Here is a 17,259-nt window from a genome sequence, read left to right on the forward strand (position 1 = left end):
TGACCCTCTCCCTGAAGGGAGAGGGCTGGGGAGAGGGAAATGGGCTGCTACAGAACCAGGAGACAGACATGCGTTCGAGCAAGATCATCCACGTGGTCAGTTGCCACGCCGAAGGAGAGGTCGGCGACGTCATAGTCGGCGGCGTCGCCCCGCCGCCAGGCGACACCGTGTGGGCACAGTCGCGCTTCATCGCCAGCGACAACGTGCTGCGCAACTTCGTCCTCAACGAGCCGCGCGGCGGTGTGTTCCGCCATGTGAACCTGCTGGTACCGGCGAAGGACCCGCGCGCGCAGATGGCCTGGATCATCATGGAACCGGCCGATGTGCCGCCCATGTCCGGCTCCAACTCGCTGTGCGTCAGCACCGTGCTGCTCGACAGCGGCATCCTGCCGATGCAGGAACCGCAGACGCGCCTGACCCTGGAAGCCCCAGGCGGCCTGATCGAAGCCGTGGCCGACTGCAAGGACGGCAAGGTGCAACGCGTGGAAGTGCGCAACCTGCCCTCCTTCGCCGACCAGCTCGACGCCTGGATCGAAGTGGAAGGCCTCGGTTCGCTGCAGGTGGATACCGCTTACGGCGGCGACAGTTTCGTGCTCGCCGATGCCCATGCCCTCGGTTTCACCCTGCATGCCTCGGAAGCCGCCGACCTGGTCGCCACCGGCCTGAAGATCACCCAGGCGGCGAACCAGCAACTGGGCTTCAGGCACCCGGAAAACCACGACTGGGCGCACATCTCCTTCTGCCAGCTGACCGCTCCGGTGGAACGCATCGACGGCGTACTGCACGGCCGCAACGCGGTGGTCATCCGCCCCGGCAAGATCGATCGTTCGCCCTGCGGCACCGGTTGCTCGGCGCGCATGGCGGTGCTGCATGCCAAGGGCCAGCTGAAGGACGGCGAGCGCTTCGTCGGCCATTCGATCATCGATTCCAAGTTCCACTGTCGCATCGACGGCCTCACCAGCGTCGGCGGCAAACCGGCGATCCACCCGTGCATTTCCGGCCGCGCCTGGATCACCGGCACCCACCAGCACCTGCTCGACCCATCCGACCCCTGGCCCGAAGGCTATCGGCTGTCGGACACCTGGCCGAACGGTTACTGACGCTTCCCAAATTCACCCCTGATTCGCCGCGTAGCGGCACCCTACGACGAATTTTCAGGGAAGCCCCCCGGAACTTTCGTATACGAAATACGACAATTGGAGAGAAACATGAGCAAGAAGGTCAATTGGAGCGGCGTGTTCCCCGCGGTCACCACCCAGTTCAACGACGATTTCTCGGTCAACCTGGAAGCCACCCACCAGGTGATCTCCAACCTGGTGCGCGACGGCGTGTCGGGCCTGGTGGTCTGCGGTAGCGTGGGCGAGAACACCTCGCTGTCCATCGAGGAGAAGATGGCCGTCACCGAGGTTGCCAAGGACGCCTCCGGTGGCCGCGTGCCGGTGATCTGCGGCATCGCCGAGTTCACCAGCCATGGCGCCTCGCAAGTGGCCAAGGCGGTGCAGAAGGTCGGCGTCGACGGCATCATGGTGATGCCCGCGCTGGTCTACTCCTCGAAGCCCCACGAGACCGCCGCGCACTTCCGCAGCGTGGCCACCAGCACCGACCTGCCGGTGATGGTCTACAACAACCCGCCGATCTACAAGAACGACGTCACCCCGGACATCCTCATCTCCCTGGCCGACTGCGAGAACATCGTCTGCTTCAAGGACAGCTCCGGCGACACCCGCCGCTTCATCGACGTACGCAATGAAGTGGGCAACCGCTTCATCCTCTTCGCCGGCCTCGACGACGTCGTGCTGGAAAGCATCGCAGTGGGTGCCGAGGGCTGGATTTCCGGCATGTCCAACGTCTTCCCGCAGGAAGGCGAAACCATCTTCCGCCTGTGCAAGGCCGGCCGTTATGAAGAGGCCATGCCGATCTACGAATGGCTGATGCCGATCCTCCACCTCGACGCCCGCCCGGACCTGGTGCAGTGCATCAAGCTGTGCGAGGAGATCGCCGGCCGCGGCACCGCTCTGACCCGCCCGCCGCGCCTGGCGCTGCAGGGCGCCGACCGCGAGCACGTGGAGACCATCATGGCCAAGGCGCTGGCGAACCGGCCGAAGCTGCCGGATGTGGGGCTTTGAGTCAGTCATTGCACCTATGAGAGCGCTTCGTGCTGGCTGGGAGCCTTGCGCCTCCGGTCAGTCTGCCCCTCTCCCTGACCCTCTCCCTGAAGGGAGAGGGGACTGGTTCGGCGTGATGGGAAGTAACGTGCTCTGCCTGCAACCAAGGCGTGAGGAGAGCACCGTAGCCCAAACCGCTCGAACATCCCCTTTTCTTCAGGGGGAGACTGGTTCGGCGTGAAGAGGCAACGCGTACTCCCCCTGATGCCACTCCTGAAGGAGAGCACGACAGCCCGAGCCACTCGGACACTCCCTCTCCCTTCAGGGAGAGGGCTGGGGAGAGGGGCTCTTCGCCGCACCGAAATCCAGCACCAGAGAGCCCGCCCATGACCGCCCACAACTTCATCGCCGGCCAGCGCATCGGCGCCGGCACTGTCCGCCTGCAGAGCCTCGACGCCAGCACCGGCGAAGCCCTGCCCCGCGAATTCCTCCAGGCCACCGAGGCCGAAGTCGACGCCGCCGCCCGCGCCGCCGAAGCCGCCTTCCCGGCCTACAACGCCCTGTCGCCGGAGCGCCGCGCCCAGTTCCTCGACGCCATTGCCAGCGAACTCGAAGCGCTCGGCGACGACTTCATCGCCACCGTCTGCCGCGAGACCGCGCTGCCCGCCGCACGCATCCAGGGCGAACGCAGCCGCACCGCGAACCAGATGCGCCTGTTCGCCAAGGTCCTGCGCCGGGGCGACTTCCTCGGTGCGCGCATCGACCGCGCCCTGCCCGAGCGCCAGCCGCTGCCACGCCCGGACCTGCGCCAGTGCCGCACCGGTGTCGGCCCGGTGGCCGTGTTTGGCGCCAGCAACTTCCCGCTGGCCTTCTCCACCGCCGGTGGCGACACCGCCGCCGCACTCGCCGCTGGCTGCCCCGTGGTAGTGAAGGCCCACAGCGGCCACATGGCCACGGCCGAGTTCGTCGGTGAAGCCATCATCCGCGCCGCCGAATCCACCGGCATGCCTGCCGGCGTGTTCAATATGATCTACGGCGCCGGCGTCGGCGAGCCGCTGGTCAAGCACCCGGCGATCCAGGCGGTCGGCTTCACCGGCTCGCTCAAGGGCGGCCGCGCACTGTGCGATCTCGCCGCCGCGCGCCCGCAGCCGATCCCGGTCTTCGCCGAGATGAGCAGTATCAACCCGGTTCTCGTGCTGCCAGCCGCCCTGGAAGCGCGCGGCGAAAAGATCGCCCGCGAACTGGTGGATTCGGTGGTGATGGGTTGCGGCCAGTTCTGCACCAACCCCGGCCTGGTGATCGGTATCGCTTCGCCGGCCTTCAGCCTGTTCGTCGCCCACCTGATCGCCGAGATCGGCCAGCGCCCGGCGCAGACCATGCTCAACGCCGGCACCCTGAAAAGCTACGAGAAGGGCATCGGCAGGCTGCTCACCCACCCCGGCCTGCGTCATCTCGCCGGGCAGCCGCAGGAAGGCGCGCAGGCGTTCCCGCAACTGTTCCAGGCCAATGCCAGCCTGCTGCTGGAAGGCGAGGAACTGCTGCAGGAAGAAGTCTTCGGTCCGACCACCATCGTCGTCGAAGTGGCCGATGACGCCGAACTGCGCCGCGCGCTGGACGGCCTGCACGGCCAGCTCACCGCCACACTGATCGCCGAACCGGACGACCTCGCACGCTTCGCCGCCCTGGTGCCGGTGCTGGAGCACAAGGCCGGTCGCCTGCTGATCAACGGCTATCCGACCGGCGTGGAAGTCTGCGACGCCATGGTTCACGGCGGCCCCTATCCGGCGACCTCCGACGCGCGCGGCACGTCCGTCGGCAGCCTGGCCATCGACCGCTTCCTGCGCCCGGTGTGCTACCAGAACTACCCGGATGCGTTGCTGCCCGAAGCGCTGAAGGACGCCAACCCGCTGGGTATCGCGCGGCTGGTGGACGGCGAGACGACGCGCAACGCGGTGATCCGCTGAAGGGTTCGTCGGCGCGGGATTGAACTGTCGGCCAGTCCCGCGCCGCTGTTCGGCCCCGGCCTTGCGCCGGGGCTTTTTTCTTCGCGAAACGCCGCGAGGCATGGCTTTTCGCAGGGCGCATAACGCGCCAGCGCTATCCGCTACGAAGCCAGCGGCGGATAACCTGTTCCAGGTTATTCGCCCTACGTCCTGCCTACTCCAGCAGCTTGCGCAGATCGGCATACAGCGAATCGCTGATCTCCACGCCCTCTTTCAAGCTGCGTTCGCGCGCCGCGAAACGCCGCTGCGATGGCAGGCGCGCGCCCATGTCGAGGATGGACTCGAACAACTTCTCCGCCCGCTCCAGGTGCTGCGGGGCTTCTGCGCCAAGGAAGCGCGCCGGATCGATGGCGATCAGCAGTTCGCCGTGGTACGGCGAAGACTTCGTCCCGGCGTCGAACTCCGTGGACTCGGCACTGGTCAGGTCGCCAATCAGCGGGCCGGCAATCAGTTCGACCATGGTCGCCAGCGCCGAGCCCTTGTGACCGCCGAAGGTCAGCATGGCGCCATCGAGCACCGCGCCCGGGTCAGTGCTGGGGTTGCCCTGGGCATCGATGCCCCAGCCCAGCGGAATGGCCTTGCCCTCGCGCTCATGCAGCTGGATTTCCCCGCGAGCCACGACGGTGGTGGCGAAGTCGAAGACGTAGGGATTCTGGCCGGCACGCGGCCAGCCGAAAGCGATGGGGTTGGTGCCGAACAAAGGCCGCGTCCCGCCTGCCGGTGCCACGTAGGCCTGGGCCGGGGTCACCGCCAGCGCCACCAGACCCTGGGCGACTATCCGTTCGATCTCCCCCCACAGAGCCGAAAAGTGCACGCAATGGTTGACCGCCATCGCGGCAATGCCCTGGCTCCGCGCCTTCTCCGCCAGTTTCGGCAGCCCGAGGTCGAAGGCGCACTGCGAGAAGCCACCCTTGGCGTCGACCCGCACCAGCGCCGGCGCGGGCTCCGACAGCTCCGGCACGGCATCCAGCGAAACCTTTCCGGCACGCGCCGTATGGATGCAGCCCAGCAGTCGCCAGACACCATGGGAGGTGCAGCCGTCGCGCTCGCCGGCCAGCACCGTCTCGGTCACGCCCTGCACATGGGGCTCGCTGAAACCGTGGCGACGCAGGATCGCTTCGGACAGTTCGCGCAGTTCAGCCAGGCTCAATCGGACCACGATTCAATTCCTTTGTGGCGAAGGGCAGCGGAGGCCGCCCGGACGCCCCCCACAGTGACCGCTCGACCGGGTCGACGCTTGAATGGATTCCTTCGGGAATACGACGAATTCGGCACAGCGCTCCGGAGCAAGCCGGCAAGGAATATCCATCTGTCCGAGGCGTAGCCATGCATTCGTCATCAGCCTACAAGGCCTCGGAAACTTCCGATTGAACTCGTCGAGCACTCTCGTTCGATGACGACATACAAACACCAACCACCTCTCAAATCCCTCCATCCCCCTGTCCACCGTCGGTCGCAGCATTTTCCCCAAGCGGGCTCCCCCTACCATTCGGCGCAGGAAAGACCACGGCAACCCCGTTCTTCCGTCGATTTATCCCGGTCGCTCGTCGACTTACTTCCCTTGTATGGAACATCCCATGAGCACTACCTCGAGCTCTTCGTACCAAAGAACCTTCTCCGCCAGCCCGCTGTATGGCAACGACGCCTACTCCGCATCCGCCTATACCCCCTGGCAGCCGCCGGTCGCTGAATTCGAGCCCGCCGTCATCCTTGGCGCTCTCGATGCGACCCAGGAGAGCTTGAGCAACGGCCAGACCACCAGTGTCGCCACCCCGTTGCTCTTCGGTACGGGCAATCCCGGCGAGACCCTCCACCTGTGGGCTACCGCCATGGACAGCACCGGTCTCATGCTCGCCGGCTACCCCCTGGGCCAGACCGTGGTCCAGGCTGACGGCACCTGGCAATTCAGTGTTCCTCAAGTCCCGCAGAGCGCCTTCTATGACTTCCAGGTCAGCTCCAGCCAGGGTCAGTCGAGCAACTTCCGCCTGAACATCACCGACGTGCAGGCCGCCGAACCGGTACACCATGAAACGGTCCTCGTCGGCGCCATCGACCACGTGGGTCCGGTCACCGGCGAACTGCACAACGGCGCCACCACCGATGACACCCGTCCGACCTTCCACGGCACCGGCAACCCCGGCGAACTGATCAATATCAGTGCCGTCGCCATCGGCGCGGACGGAAAAGCCGCTTCGGGCAGCGTCATCCTCCTGGGTAACGCGCTGGTCCAGCCGGACGGCACCTGGCAATTCACCCCTATTCATGCCCTCGGCGAAGGGACCTATGACTTCTATGCCGGGCACGACACGACAGGGACTGCCTTGCGCCTGGACATCGACAAGTCCTCCAGCAACTGGCAGCCAGTGGACCCACAGCCGGAACCTCAGCCTCAGCCGGAACCCCAGCCCGAGCCGCAACCGCTGCCGGTAACGGCCACCATCACCGGCGCCATCGACCATGTCGGCCCCGTGACTGGTGAACTGGCCAATGGCGCCACCACCGACGACACCCGTCCGACCTTCCACGGCACCGGCACCCCGGGCGAGCTGATCAATATCAACGCCGTCGCCATCGGCGCGGACGGAAAAGCCGCTTCGGCCATCACCATCTTCCTGGGTAACGCGCTGGTCCAGCCGGACGGCACCTGGCAATTCACCCCCCTTCACGCCCTCGGAGAAGGGACCTACGACTTCTACGCCGGCCACGACACGACAGGGACTGCCTTGCGCCTGGACATCGACAAGTCCTCCAGCAACTGGCAGCCAGTGGACCCGCAGCCGGAACCTCAGCCTCAGCCGGAACCCCAGCCTGAGCCGCAACCGCTGCCGGTAACGGCCACCATCACCGGCGCCATCGACCATGTCGGCCCCGTGACCGGTGAACTGGCCAATGGCGCCACCACTGACGACACCCGTCCGACCTTCCACGGCACCGGCACCCCGGGCGATCTGATCAACATCAGCGCCGTCCCGACCGACGCCGATGGCCACGCCCTCTCCAACGTCACCCTCGGCCTGGGTAGCGCCCTGGTCCAGCAGGACGGAACCTGGCAGCTCACCGCGCCTTTCGCCATCAAGGAGGGCTCCTATGACTTCTACGTCGGCCACGGTGTCGCAGAAGGAGATGCGTTCCACCTGGTCATCGACAGAGGACAATCGCTGAACAGCGACAGCACGGCACAAATGGTCGGCCAGCAAGGCTGGGAACTCGACATGGCGACTTTCAACGTCCCGGCCAATGACGGCCCGGCGGCCGGCAAGAGCGCCCTGCCGTCCTTGCACGGCATGCTGGAAACGGGTGAATCGGTGCTGCCGTTCTCCAACGCAGCGTCCAACACCGGAGGACACGAGCACTATAGCGCCCCCCTCGACGTCCGCCCGGCACAATTCGACGAGCTTGCCCAGCACGTTGTGATCTGACCCAGGCGTCAAACAGCGGGCCTCCCTCGGGAGGCCCCCTGCGACAACTTGCCACCGCACCAGCCGTTTTCCCCTGCCCCCCCTGTTGCCGGCCGCCGGCAAATGCCGCGAGGTCACCCTGAGCAGCTAGCCATTCCCCGACCATCCGGTCGTCCGATGGATTGGCCCCACGTTGCTTGGGGCATTCCGGCGCATCAGGTAAACTTCCGCATCTTTGCCTTCTCATAACGATCAGCCTGATGCCCACGACGTTTCACGAGATTCCCCGCGAGCGCCCTGCCACGCCCCTGCTTGACCGCGCCAGCACGCCGGTCGAGCTGCGCCGGCTGGGCGAAGCGGAGCTGCTGACCCTCGCTGACGAACTGCGCCAGTACCTGCTGTACAGCGTGGGCCAGACCGGTGGCCATTTCGGCGCAGGCCTGGGCGTCATCGAACTGACGATCGCCCTGCACTACGTCTTCGACACCCCGGACGACCGCCTGGTGTGGGACGTCGGCCACCAGGCCTACCCGCACAAGATCCTCACCGGTCGCCGCGAGCGCATGGGCAGCCTGCGCCAGAAGGATGGCCTGGCCGCCTTCCCGCGCCGCTCGGAGAGCGAGTACGACACCTTTGGCGTCGGCCACTCGAGCACCTCCATCAGTGCCGCCCTCGGCATGGCCATCGCTGCGCGCATGCAGGGTTCCAATCGCAAGTCGGTGGCGGTGATCGGCGACGGCGCGCTGACCGCCGGCATGGCCTTCGAGGCGCTCAACCACGCGTCGGAGGTCAAGGCCGACATGCTGGTGATCCTCAACGACAACGACATGTCGATCTCGAATAATGTCGGCGGCCTGTCCAACTACCTGGCCAAGATCCTCTCCAGCCGCACCTACAGCAGCATGCGCGAAGGCAGCAAGAAGGTGCTCTCGCGCCTGCCCGGCGCCTGGGAGATCGCCCGCCGCACCGAGGAGTACGCCAAGGGCATGCTGGTCCCCGGCACGCTCTTCGAAGAGCTGGGCTGGAACTACATCGGCCCCATCGACGGCCACGACCTGCCGACCCTGATCGCCACCCTGCGCAACATGCGCGATCTCAAGGGCCCGCAGTTCCTCCACGTGGTGACCAAGAAGGGCAAGGGCTTCGGCCCGGCCGAGATCGACCCCATCGGCTACCACGCCATCACCAAGCTGGAGCCCGAGGGCGCCCCCGCCCACGCCGTGCCGAAGAAGGCCGGCGGGCCGAAGTACTCCAGCGTGTTCGGCCAGTGGCTGTGTGACATGGCGGCGCAAGACCCGCGCCTGGTCGGCATCACCCCGGCGATGAAGGAAGGCTCCGACCTGGTGGCCTTCGCCGACAGGTTCCCGGAGCGCTACTTCGACGTCGCCATCGCCGAGCAACACGCCGTGACCCTGGCGGCCGGCATGGCCTGCGACGGCGCCAAGCCGGTGGTGGCGATCTATTCCACCTTCCTGCAGCGCGGCTATGACCAGTTGATCCACGACGTCGCGGTGCAGAACCTCGACGTGCTGTTCGCCATCGACCGCGCAGGCCTGGTGGGCGAAGACGGCCCGACCCACGCCGGCAGCTTCGACCTCTCCTACCTGCGCTGCATCCCCGGCATGCTGGTGATGACGCCCAGCGACGAAAACGAACTGCGCAAACTGCTCACCACCGGCCATCACTTCGAAGGCCCGGCGGCGGTGCGCTATCCGCGCGGCACCGGCCCCAACGCCACCATCGAGGCAGCGCTGGAGCCGGTCGAGATCGGCAAGGGCGTGGTGCGCCGCGAAGGCAAGGCCGGCAAGGTCGCGTTCCTGGTGTTCGGCGTGCAACTGGCCGAGGCACTGAAAGTGGCCGAGCAGTTCGACGCCACCGTGGCCGACATGCGCTTCGTCAAGCCGCTGGACGAGGAGCTGGTGCGCCAGCTCGCCGCCAGCCACGAGTTGCTGGTGACCGTCGAGGAAAACTCGGTGATGGGTGGCGCGGGCGCCGCCGTCAGCGAATTCCTCGCCCGCGAGAATATCCAGCAGCCGATCCTGCACCTGGGCCTGCCGGACTACTACGTCGAGCACGCCAAACCGGCGCAGATGCTCGCGGAGTGCGGGCTGGACGCCGCCGGCATCGAAGCCGCGGTGAAGGCGCGCCTGGAAGCGCTCGGCAGCCGTTGAGCGCATCCCTCGCACTGAGTATTGCCAGTCACCGGCGCACCCTCTAAGGTGCGCCGGTTTTCGTTCGAGGTAACGGGAAGCAGGTGAAAGACCTGCGCTGCCCCCGCAACGGTAACCGACGCGCCCCTGATGGAGCGCAGCATCGCCATCCGCCACTGCTCAACGCGGGAAGGCGGCGATGTGATGTCGGCAGCCCGGAGACCGCCCTCGACACGCCCCGACAGGTGTTGCGGAGGGCCGCACCGTCAAGTGCGGCGCGTCCGCCCTTGCCACGCCCTCCTCGAAAGTCATCCGACCGCTTTTGAGGACGTTCCATGAAACTGACCCGACTCGCCCTGGCCACCAGCCTGCTGCCCGGCCTGGCCTTCGCTGCCGACGACATCTACCGGCTCTCCGACCAGGTGATCACCTCCGCCCGCCAGGCCCAGCCGCGTGCCGAAGCCACCTCGGCCAACAGCGTGTTCACCCGCACCGACATCGAGCGGCTACAAGTGCGCAGCGTTCCCGCCCTGCTCGCCCGCGTGCCCGGCGTGCAGATGGGCAGCTCCGGCGGCGTGGTCTCCTACTCCGTGCGCGGCACCAGCACCGCGCAGACCCTGGTGCTGGTGGACGGCCAGCGCGTCGCCTCGGCCAGCAGCGGCATCGCCCGCCTGGACTACCTGAGCATCGACAGCATCGAGCGCGTCGAAGTGACCCGTGGCCCGCGCTCCGCGCTGTACGGCGCCGACGCCATCGGCGGGGTCATCCAGATCTTTACCCGCCGCGGCGAAGCCGGCCTGCACCCCGAAGTGCGCCTGGCCGCCGGCAGCCACGGCACCTTCGAACGCAGCCTGAGCCTCTCCGGCGGCGACGAACAGACCCGCTACAACCTCGGCGGCAGCCTCGACGAGAGCCAGGGCTGGGACCGCACCAGCGACAACGTCGGCGCCGACAGCGACCACGATGCCCAGCGCAACAAGGCCGTGCACCTGAACCTGGACCACCGCTTCAGCGAGGACTGGAAGGCCGGCCTGAACCTCAACGACCAGCGCGGCAAGAACGAATACGACGACGCCTACAACTTCGAACCGGGCTCGCCCCGCGACGAATTCCGCGTCAGCAGCTACAGCGCCTACCTCGACGGCCAGATCACCCCGATGTGGAACAGCCGCCTGGAACTGGGCCGCAGCTTCGACCGCAACAAGGCCGTGGGCGCCGCGGACAGCTGGAACAACGGCACCCTGGAAACCACCCGCCACTCGGCGAGCTGGATCAACCGCCTGCAGCTGGACGAAGCCAACCAACTGGCGCTGGGCGCCGACTGGTACGAGGACAAGGTCGACGGCACCACCGATTTCGCCGAGGACCAGCGCAGCAACCGCGCCTTCTTCGCCCAGCACAGCTTCAAGGGCGAGAGCTTCGGTACCGAACTGGGCATCCGCCACGACAACAACCAGGCCTACGGCAGCCAGAACAGCTGGAACGCCGCCTTCAGCCTGCCGGTGGGCGACAGCCAGACCTGGATTGCCAGCTACGGCGAAGGTTTTCGCGCGCCGACCTTCAGCGACCTCTACTACCCCGGCGCGAGCAACCCGGACCTGAAGGCCGAGACCTCGAAGACCTACGAGCTGCAATGGCGCGGCGACTTCTCCGGCACCCATCTGGAAGCCTCGCTGTACCGTACCGAGATCGACGACCTGATCGCCTGGGACAGCACCAGCAACCAGCCGGAGAACATCAACAAGGCGCGCATAACCGGCTTCGAGGCCAGCGTCGCCCGCGAGGTAATGGGCTGGCAGGCCGCCCTCGGCCTGAGCCTGATCGACCCGCGCGACCGCGACACCGGCCACACCCTGCCTTACCGCGCGCGCCGCACCCTGAGCCTGGACCTCGACCGCCAGTTCGGCGCCTTCGGCGTCGGCGGCACCTGGCGCGCGGTCAGCCAGCGCTACGACGACGCGGCCAACACCCGCGAGCTGTCCGGCTACGGCGTGCTCGACCTGCGCACCAGTTGGCTGGCCAGCAATGAAATTCGCTTTGACCTGAAGCTGGATAACGCCCTGGACCGCGACTACACCCTGGGCGACTACCTGCGCCCGACCAGCCCGATGGACTTCATGGGCGAAGCCCGTCCCTACCGCGAACCCGGCCGCACCGCGCTGCTGGCGGTGACCTGGACGCCGGAGCTGTAACTCCTGCCAGCGCTGCGGCGCTTTCGCAGGATGGCGTGGAGCGAAGCGATACCCATCGTGCCTGGCACTGCCAGTGGGTATCGCCTAGCCTCCACCCATCCTACGATCTAACTCCCCCGGAAACTGTAGGAGCGGACTTCGTCCGCGAGGTGCCTAGTTTCGTAGGGCGCATAACCTGGAACAGGTTATCCGCCGACAAGCCTCCCGATGGCGGATAACGCTGGCGCGTTATTCGCCCTACGCCCATGCCACCTCGGGAGCGAATGCTAACGACCGGGGACTTACCTCAACACGCCCGCCATCCGCCCCAGCTCCGCGCAATCGCGCGCATGCCAGTCGGTCAGCTCGGGCCAGGGGTTCTCTGGCAGATTCACCAGCGCACTGTGCGCCCCGGCGGCACGGGCGCAATCGAGATCGAAGCGGTAATCGCCGACCATCAGCATCCGCTGCGGCGCCACGTCCCAGCGCGCGGCGAGGCGCAGCAGGCCATCCGGGCTGGGCTTGGGAGCGGCCTCGCCTCGGCCGAGAACATCCTCGGTCAGGAAGCAATCACCGATGCCGATGGCGGCCAGCGTGATCAGCGCCAGCTCATGGGCATTGCGGGTGAGAATGCCCAGTCGGTAACCCGCGCCATGCAGCGCGCGCACCAGCTCCACGGCACCCGGCGCGGCGGTGGAGGCCACCGCCAGCTCGCGCTCGTGCTCCAGCAGCCATGCATGCTTGGCCGCCGCCTCGTCCTCCGGCAGCGCGGCCAGGTGGCTGAGGATGTCGTGTTCCTGGGGAATCCCCAGTGCCCGCTTGATCGCCGGGAAGTCGTGCACCGCCAGGGTCAGGGTGCCGTCCATGTCGAACACCCAGTGGCGCACTTCACCCAGCGTCATGCCCAGTCCTCGCGGCGGCGGATCAGGCCTTCCTGGGTCGAGGACGCCACCAGCTGGCCGTCGCGGTTGAAGATGCTGCCGCGCACGAAGCCGCGGCCATTGCCGGCCCAGGGGCTGTCGATGGCGTAAAGCAGCCACTCGTCCGCGCGCAGGTCGCGGTGGAACCACACGGAGTGGTCGATGGTGGCGACCTGCATGTCCTTCTGCCACACCGAGCGGCCGTGGGGCAGCAGCGAGGTGGTGAGGAAACCGAAGTCCGAGGCGTAGGCGAGGATGTACTTGTGCAGCGCCGGGATGTCCGGCAGCTTGCCGTCGGCGCGCAGCCACAGGTACTTGATCGGCTCGCCGACCATCGGCTCGTAGGGGTCGTTCTGGGTGACCGGGCGGATTTCGATGGGCTTGGGATAGAGCAGCTTGTCGCGGATGCGCTCGGGGAATTTCTCCGCCCCGGCCTTCTTCAGTTCCAGGTCGGTGGGCAGGTTCTCCGGGCCGACCACGTCGGGCATGGCGATCTGGTGCTCGAAGCCGCCCTCATCGGTCTGGAACGAGGTGCTCAGGGCGAAGATCGGCTGGCCCTTCTGGATCGCCGTGACGCGGCGAGTGCTGAAAGTGCCGCCGTCGCGCACGCGGTCGACCTGGTAGACGACCGGCTTGCTGGCATCGCCCGGGCGCAGGAAGTAGCCGTGCATCGAGTGCACGTGGCGCTCCGGGTCCACCGTCTGGCTGGCCGCCGACAGCGCCTGGCCGAGCACCTGCCCGCCGTACAGCTGGCGGAACCCGAGGTCCTGGCTCATGCCGCGGAACAGGTTCTCTTCGATCTGTTCCAGGCTCAGCAGAGCCACCAGGTTGTCCAGGATCTGGGTCATGCGCGTTGTTTCCTCAATTGCGGTCTTGCTGAAGTGGGAGTCGGCGTGGCGACGGATAGGCGGGAAGGCTGCTGAGGCGTTCGTCCCACACGGCGCGGCCGATGGTGAAATGATAGAGGCTGACCGGGCAGTCCGGACCGCCGCCGAGCAATTCGTCCAGCGCCGGATCGAAATAGCAGCCGATGCCGGTGCCCGACAGGCCCGCCGCTTCGGCTTCCAGGTAAAGCAACTGGCCGATCTGCCCGGCTTCCCAGTACAGGCGCGGGTAGGCCCAGGCACCCTCGGCCAGAGCGCCGTCGAGATCGGCCAGCATGGCGAAGGCGACGCAGCCGTCGCTGGCGATGTCCTGCCCGCAGGAGAGGAACGCCGATAGCCCGCGCGCATCGCCGGCCAGCAGGCGGTAAAGCGGCAAGCCGCTCTCCTCCACGCTCTGCCACAGGTAATCCGCACGCAGCCCGCCCGCCTCGCGGCCACTGCGGCTGAGCCAGTACAGGCCCGGTTCCAGTTCCTGGACGCGATGGACGAACAGCAACAGGTCGAGCCGCGCCGGCTCGCCCGTGCAGGCGAAGGGCACGGGCGAGCGCTCCGGCATCAGGCGGCGCAACCAGGCATACAGCAGTTCGGCGTGAATACCGCTGCGGCCGTCCATGGATTGCGCGCTGCGTCGGCGGTGGAGGATGGGACGCAGCGGCAGGCCGGGGTTATCCACAGCCGCCTCGGCTTTCGCTGCCGGCCAGTCACGGGCCGGCAACGCCGGCGCGCGGCACAGCGCGTGTACGCGCTCCAGCTCCGGCCAGGGGCGAGACTCCCGCGACAGGCGATTGGGCGAACCGGCCAGGGGCAGCCCGGCGAGGCCCTTGAGCAACGTGCCAGGCAGGCGGAATTCGCCGGCCTGCGCCGGGCCGATCCACAACAGCGCATCGGCAAACTCGTGCTCGCTGAAGCCTTCGCGGTCGAGGCCGATCAGACTGTCCAATTGCGCTTCGGCCACACCGCGCAGCAGGCGCACTTCCCAGCCCTGGATCGCCGCGGCGATCCCCAGGCAGGCCAGCGCGTGGCCGAGGTCGTGATTGCAGTATCGATAGGCGCGCTCGCCGTACTTCCAGGCTTCGCGCCAGGGAATGCTCGCCAGCGCCAGCAAAAAGCCGTCGGCAGGCAGGGCGTCGCTCAGTTGCTCGGCCAGCGGCGCAGAGAGCTCGGCGCGCACCTCCAGCACATGCTCGTCGGCGCTGTAGTGCGCCAGCAGCGCAGCGTTATCCACAGCCCCGGCGGGCAGCAGCAGATAGGCCTCGGTCGGGTGCAGGTTGCCGCTGGAAGGGTTGACCCGCAGTGCCCAGCGGCTGCCGCCGGCGTCCTTCCAGGCCGACAGCGCCAGGCTGTCGTAGAGCAGCTGCGAGACGCTGGCGAGGGTCAGCGGCGCAGGCGTGCCGAGCGGGCCGGCGAACACCTCGTCATAGCCCGGCGACTCTTCCTGCGGCCGGTGCAGCAATTCGATGCAGCGCGCCCCGGCATAGCGGCGGAAGGCGGCCGGCTGGGTCGCCCAGTCGAGCTGGCCGGGGCCGGGGGCGAAGCGCTCGGGACGATGGCTGCTGAGGTCGTGATAGGCGCGGACGCCTTCGATTGGCTTCATGGGCGACGAATCCGGTAGAGCACATGCTGGCGCAGCGGATGGCCTGGCGGCAGGCGCGGATGCTCGAAGTCGCCGGCCTCGTCGCGCTGCATGCCCAGGCGCTGCATCAGCCCTTGGGAAGGCAGGTTGGCCGGCACGGTGAATGCGACCACCTCGTCGAGCTTCAGCGAATCGAAGGCGAACGCCAGCGCCGCGCGGGCCGCTTCCAGCGCATAGCCCTGTCGCCAATACGCCGTGTTGAAACGCCAGCCGATTTCCACCGCCGGGGTGAAAGGGGCATCGAAGGACACTCGCGCCAACCCGAGTACGCCGATGAAGGCGCCATCGTCGCGGCGCTCGACTATCCACTGGCCGAAGCCGTGCTCGTCGAAGTGCTGGAGAATGCGTGCGGCCAGCAGGTCGCTGTCCTCGCGGCTCAGGCAGGCGGGGAAATGGTGCATCACCTGCGCGTCGGCGTTCAGCGCGGCGAAAGGCGCAAGATCGTCGTGACGCCAGGGACGCAGCAGCAGCCGCTCGGTGGTCAGGCTGGGAAAATCCATGGGAATCTTCGCGGATCATCGAAGGTCACCATGATACCCGGCTGCGAGCTTGTAGGACGCAATCCGTCAGACGAAGCGCAATCGATTCAGCACAGAGACGCCTTCATCTGGTATTTTTCTCCTACCTTCGCTGTCGGTCACTGCCTTGACCGTGCTCATGCAGACAGCCGCGCCGCCAGGGCGCACCGCAAAAAAGACCAAGGAACCCCCATGACGACCTCCACCACCGGACTGCAACGCAGTACGGCCCTGGTGCTTTTCGCTTTGGCTGTTGGCGGCTTCGCCATCGGCACCACCGAATTCGCCACCATGAGCCTGCTGCCCTACTTCGCCCCGGCGCTGGGCATCGATGCCCCGACCGCCGGCCACGTGATCAGCGCCTACGCCCTGGGCGTGGTCGTCGGTGCGCCGCTGCTGGCAGTGCTCGGCGCGCGGCTGCCGCGGCGTACCCTGCTGGTATTGCTGATGGCGCTGTTCGCCCTCGGCAATGGCCTGAGCGCGCTGGCGCCGACCTACCACTGGATGCTGCTGTTCCGCTTCATCAGCGGCCTGCCCCACGGTGCCTATTTCGGCATCGCCGCGCTGGTCGCCGCCTCCATCGTGCCGCCACACCGTCGCACCGTGGCGGTGGGGCGGATGTTCCTCGGCCTCACCGTCGCCACCATCATCGGCGTGCCGCTGGCCAACTGGCTGAGCCAGGCCGTGGGCTGGCGCTGGAGCTTCGCCCTGGTGGCCGCGCTGGGCGTGCTGACGATGATCTGCGTGCGCCTGCTGGCCCCCTACTCGCCCGCCGAGCCGGACTCCAGCCCGCTGCGCGAGCTGGGTGCGCTCAAGCGCGGCCAGGTCTGGCTGACCCTGGGCATCGGCGCCATCGGCTTCGGCGGGCTGTTCGCGGTGTACACCTACCTGGCCGACATCCTCGGTGCGGTGACCCACGTTTCGCCCAGCATCGTACCGCTGGTGATGGCGGTGTTCGGCATCGGCATGACCCTGGGCAACCTGTTCATCCCGGTGCTCGCCGACCGTGCCGTGATGCCCACCGCCGGTGGCCTGCTGGTGTGGAGCGCGGTGGTGCTGGCGATCTTCCCGTTCACCGCGGGGAACATCTGGACCATCTCGATCTGCGTGTTCTTCGTCGGCTTCGGCGGTGCCCTGGGCACCGTGCTGCAGACCCGCCTGATGGACGTCGCCGAAGACGCCCAGGGCCTGGCCGCGGCGCTGAACCATTCGGCGTTCAACTTCGCCAATGCGCTGGGCCCGTACCTCGGCGGCCTGGCCCTGGCAGCCGGCTACGGCTGGACCTCGCCGGGCTGGGTCGGCAGCCTGCTGGCCATTGGCGGCTTCGTGCTGTGGTCGGTGTCGGTGGCTACCAGCCGCAGCTCGCGCCGCGACGCAGCGATCTCCAACGAAGGCTGAAAACGACAAGGGCCGGCGCAACGCCAGCCCTTTCGTCTGCGCGCTGCGCCGACGTACCCTGTGCAGCACATTCCCGATC

The 17,259-nt window shown here is 67.3% G+C and carries 12 protein-coding genes and 1 riboswitch; of the genes, 7 read left to right on the plus strand and 5 right to left on the minus strand.

The features are described from left to right. The first annotated feature begins 68 nt into the window (after nucleotides 1–68). From MJ122_RS17480 to MJ122_RS17490, 3 genes are all read left to right on the plus strand, one after another. A complete protein-coding gene (locus tag MJ122_RS17480; protein WP_239744945.1) occupies nucleotides 69–1,100 on the plus strand; it encodes a proline racemase family protein in 1,032 nt (343 codons plus the stop codon). A gap of 108 nt (nucleotides 1,101–1,208) precedes the next feature. Beyond that, on the plus strand, nucleotides 1,209–2,126 hold the full coding sequence (locus MJ122_RS17485) for a dihydrodipicolinate synthase family protein (protein ID WP_239744948.1): 918 nt from the start codon (nucleotides 1,209–1,211) through the stop codon (nucleotides 2,124–2,126). Between the two features lie 365 nt (nucleotides 2,127–2,491). Next, nucleotides 2,492–4,069 carry an aldehyde dehydrogenase (NADP(+)) gene (locus tag MJ122_RS17490; RefSeq protein ID WP_239744949.1) on the plus strand — a complete coding sequence of 526 codons (1,578 nt, stop codon included), beginning with the start codon at nucleotides 2,492–2,494 and terminating at the stop codon, nucleotides 4,067–4,069. A gap of 193 nt (nucleotides 4,070–4,262) precedes the next feature. Here MJ122_RS17490 and MJ122_RS17495 read toward each other — a convergent pair whose 3' ends face one another. Then, the gene (locus tag MJ122_RS17495) at nucleotides 4,263–5,267 is read right to left on the minus strand and encodes an Ldh family oxidoreductase (RefSeq protein ID WP_239744950.1); all 1,005 of its coding nucleotides are present in this window, start codon (nucleotides 5,265–5,267) and stop codon (nucleotides 4,263–4,265) included. Nucleotides 5,268–5,685: 418 nt separating this feature from the next. Here MJ122_RS17495 and MJ122_RS17500 point away from each other — a divergent pair, with 418 nt between their 5' ends. The 3 genes from MJ122_RS17500 (at nucleotide 5,686) to MJ122_RS17510 (ending at nucleotide 11,848) form a co-directional block, all read left to right on the plus strand. After that, entirely contained in the window at nucleotides 5,686–7,527 is a 1,842-nt protein-coding gene (locus MJ122_RS17500) for an Ig-like domain-containing protein (protein WP_088421351.1), read from the plus strand. A gap of 239 nt (nucleotides 7,528–7,766) precedes the next feature. Beyond that, nucleotides 7,767–9,677 (plus strand): 1-deoxy-D-xylulose-5-phosphate synthase, encoded by a 1,911-nt coding sequence (dxs, locus tag MJ122_RS17505; protein WP_088421352.1) that lies wholly within the window; start codon nucleotides 7,767–7,769, stop codon nucleotides 9,675–9,677. A gap of 28 nt (nucleotides 9,678–9,705) precedes the next feature. After that, nucleotides 9,706–9,902: riboswitch (cobalamin riboswitch) on the plus strand. A gap of 89 nt (nucleotides 9,903–9,991) precedes the next feature. After that, complete coding sequence (locus MJ122_RS17510; protein ID WP_239744953.1) at nucleotides 9,992–11,848, plus strand: TonB-dependent receptor; 1,857 nt, start codon at nucleotides 9,992–9,994, stop codon at nucleotides 11,846–11,848. Between the two features lie 281 nt (nucleotides 11,849–12,129). Here MJ122_RS17510 and MJ122_RS17515 read toward each other — a convergent pair whose 3' ends face one another. From MJ122_RS17515 to MJ122_RS17530, 4 genes are read right to left on the minus strand one after another with little or no spacing between them, the layout of a single operon-like run. Beyond that, nucleotides 12,130–12,729, minus strand: a complete 600-nt coding sequence (locus tag MJ122_RS17515; protein WP_088421354.1) for an HAD family hydrolase — start codon at nucleotides 12,727–12,729, stop codon at nucleotides 12,130–12,132. Continuing rightward, nucleotides 12,726–13,595: an acyl-CoA thioesterase II gene (tesB, locus tag MJ122_RS17520; RefSeq protein WP_088421355.1), complete on the minus strand. Its 870-nt coding sequence runs from the start codon at nucleotides 13,593–13,595 to the stop codon at nucleotides 12,726–12,728. The genes MJ122_RS17515 and tesB overlap by 4 nt, the downstream gene beginning before the upstream one ends. A 13-nt stretch (nucleotides 13,596–13,608) precedes the next feature. Next, entirely contained in the window at nucleotides 13,609–15,225 is a 1,617-nt protein-coding gene (locus MJ122_RS17525) for a nitroreductase family protein (RefSeq protein WP_239744958.1), read from the minus strand. Further along, nucleotides 15,222–15,764, minus strand: a complete 543-nt coding sequence (locus MJ122_RS17530; protein WP_088421356.1) for a GNAT family N-acetyltransferase — start codon at nucleotides 15,762–15,764, stop codon at nucleotides 15,222–15,224. Before MJ122_RS17530 ends, MJ122_RS17525 begins: the two co-directional genes overlap by 4 nt. 210 nt (nucleotides 15,765–15,974) lie before the next feature. Between MJ122_RS17530 and MJ122_RS17535 the strand changes: the two genes are divergently transcribed. Beyond that, a complete protein-coding gene (locus MJ122_RS17535) occupies nucleotides 15,975–17,180 on the plus strand; it encodes an MFS transporter (protein ID WP_088421357.1) in 1,206 nt (401 codons plus the stop codon). Nucleotides 17,181–17,259: the final 79 nt, after the last annotated feature.

This window comes from Pseudomonas sp. DP-17, assembly GCF_022380625.1.
GTDB lineage: Bacteria > Pseudomonadota > Gammaproteobacteria > Pseudomonadales > Pseudomonadaceae > Pseudomonas > Pseudomonas nitroreducens_A.